This window comes from Pirellulales bacterium (assembly GCA_035656635.1).
Lineage (GTDB): Bacteria > Planctomycetota > Planctomycetia > Pirellulales > JADZDJ01 > DATJYL01.
Genome location: DASRSD010000012.1, coordinates 1 through 2,661 on the forward strand (window position 1 = coordinate 1; position 2,661 = coordinate 2,661).

At 57.5% G+C, this 2,661-nt stretch carries 2 protein-coding genes; both read right to left on the reverse strand.

Going from position 1 to position 2,661, the window contains the following annotated elements; all coding sequences use genetic code 11:
• Positions 1 to 513 precede the first annotated feature (513 nt).
• Positions 514 to 2,370 carry an ATP-binding protein gene (locus tag VFE46_01025; protein ID HZZ26559.1) on the reverse strand — a complete coding sequence of 619 codons (1,857 nt, stop codon included), beginning with the start codon at positions 2,368 to 2,370 and terminating at the stop codon, positions 514 to 516.
• 64 nt (positions 2,371 to 2,434) lie between these two features.
• Positions 2,435 to 2,661: helix-turn-helix domain-containing protein (locus VFE46_01030; GenBank protein ID HZZ26560.1), on the reverse strand; the 227-nt coding region annotated here is incomplete at its 5' end.

Below are 2,661 nucleotides of genomic sequence, written 5' to 3' on the forward strand. Positions count from 1 at the left end.
GTTGTCTCCCGTGGCTGCCCAAGCATTGCAGGCCATCGAGGCAACCAGGACTGCGGCGAATGTTAACTTTGCAAAGCACTTCATAATACGACTCTCCACCTCTGTTGATGGTATGGTGTGGTCTAGAGAACAGCGAGGATATCCCGAACAACTCCCCCCAGGCAGAACTTTCTTGCCTTGAACTTCACACAATCTACTCAGCGATTACAAGCGTTGCAAGTATTTTGCTTGCATCCCCCCCGAAAATAGGAAAAAAATTAACAAACAGTCCTTGAACAGCACCTTAACACTGATCCGTAGCCCGGGGGGGTTCGCGTGCTTGGGAAGCTCCCCCAAATAGCTATTTCCAGGCCCTGAAACCCACGAAATCCGCGTAAAAACACGCTGCGGGACTTTTGTTAATCCGCTCATGGGAAACGAATAAAACCTGGTTTTGCAGCCAAAAATTTTTTAGAAATTCCTGATTGCGGCTCAGCGCCGGCTACCGAAATGCGGGCTGTTTATCGCCTTCCGCTATTGAATACCGCCCACTTCTGCCGGAATTGCCGCCGGCAAAGGCAAATGGATGCAAAACACACTCCCTTCGCCGGGAGTGCTGACGACCGAAACACGCCCCTGGTGGGCCTGCACAATGTGCTTGACGATGGCCAAACCCAGCCCAGTTCCGCCTAATTTTCGGCTGCGAGCGCGATCGACCCGATAAAACCGCTCGAACAAACGGGGCAAATGTTCGGCGGCAATTCCGGAGCCGTGGTCGCGCACGGCGAGGGCGATTTCGGGCCCCTCACCCCGGCCCTCTCCCAGAGGGAGAGGGAGGGAAGCGACTTCAATGAACACCTGCCGGCCCGGCTCGCTGTATTTAATGGCATTGTCGACCAGATTGATCACGGCCTGTTCCAAGAGGGGCGGATTGATGCGCGCCGTGAGGGCAGCGTCGCAGTCTAAGCAAAGCTCGATGTTTCGCGCCTCGGCATGCGGTTGGCAACCGTGCAGCGCCGCTTCCAACACCGGCCGTAGCGGCGCCAGCGCCAGCGGCAAATTCACGGCTTGCTCGCTCTGTTCGATCTTCGACAGACTCAACAAATCTTCGATGATGTTGTTCAACCGCTCCGCATGACTGCCGATGATTTTCAAAAACCGCTGCGCATCGTCCGGATGCGCCATCGCCCCGTCGAGCAATGTTTCGACAAAGCCTTTGATCGAGGCGATGGGAGTTTTTAGTTCGTGCGAAACGTTGGCCACGAAATCGCGCCGCAGATTTTCCAAATGCCGATAGCGGGTTACGTCGTTCAGCACGATTACCGCGCCCACGCTGCGGGCCGCCGCATCGCGCAGGGCCGTACCGCGGACTTGCAAAATCCGCGGTCCTTCGCCGTGGAAAACGAGGTCGTCTTCAATGGGATCGGGCGATTCCAAGGCCCGAGAGACGAACCGCCGCAGATCGGCATTGCGCAGCACTTCCTGCAGATTTCGCCCTTGCAGTTCCGCTTGATGGCTGCCAATCAGCTGGGCGGCCGCGGAATTCAACGTGATTACGCGCTGTTCCGAATCGACCGCTAAGACCCCTTCGACCATGCTGGCCAGCACCGCTTCCTGCTCGTGGCCTTGCTGCCCGATGAGCAGCGTGCGTTCGTCGAGTTGTCTGGCAATTTTATTCAGGGCCGTGGTTAGGGCCGCCAGTTCCACAATTTCTGAAAGCGGCAGCTTGGGCATCTGCTGGCCTTGCGAGAGCATTTCAGCCGTGTTGACCAGCGGTACAATTTGGCGGCTGGTCCGCCGTGCAAACCACCACCCGGCCAAGCCTGCGACAATTCCGATTACAACGATTCCCTCGAGCAGCGATCGTTGGCTGTCGTGATAGACGAGCTGTAAATCGGCGGCCGATTTGGCGGCCCGCACCGCACCGACAATTTTTCCCTCCTGCCGCAGCGGCACCGCCACGTACATCATTTGTTCGTTGCGCGTGTCGCTGTAGCGTGCATCGTGCCCGGTGGTGCCAGCCAGCGCGGCGACCACTTCCGGCCGATTGGAATGATTTTCCATTTGCGACGCCTCGTCGCTCGTGTCAAACAAGACCTGACCGCCGGTGAGCACGAGCGTAATTCGCGTACGCGTATTCTTTGCAATCCGCGCGACCGCTTCTGTCTGGCCTTGTACGAAAGGCTCGGCTTGAGACGCGCTTTGCTTCGAAACGAGCGGCCCCGCATCCGTCGCCGCCAAATTGGCGGCCGCTTCCAACTCTGTCCACGTGGAACGCGTTAACGCCAGATTGAACGCCTGGGCCGCCCACCAAGCAAACACCATCAGGGCCGCCAGGCTGATAAGGAAATATCGAAAGGCAAGATGCCTAACCAACCGGTGACGTTGCATGCAGAATGAGCCCGCAAAATGACCCGAGATGACGCAAACCCGCGTCACCTGTCATTATGCCCTGTCATTCCTTGAATCGGTACCCTACGCCGCGGACGGTTTCAATGTTGACGCCAAAATCGCCCAGCTTCTTTCGCAGGCCGACCACCTGCACATCAACCGATCGTTCGGTGACGGGATAATCCTCTCCTTTCACCGCGTCGACAATTTGCCCGCGCGTGAATGCCCACCCGGGCTTGCGGGCCAGAAAGTGCAGTAGCTTGAATTCGGTATATGTCAGGTCGACGGGAA

Excerpts from the sequence above, each read along its gene's own strand:
- VFE46_01025 (HZZ26559.1), bottom strand. The coding sequence starts at position 2,370 with ATGCAACGTCACCGGTTGGTTAGGCATCTTGCCTTTCGATATTTCCTT.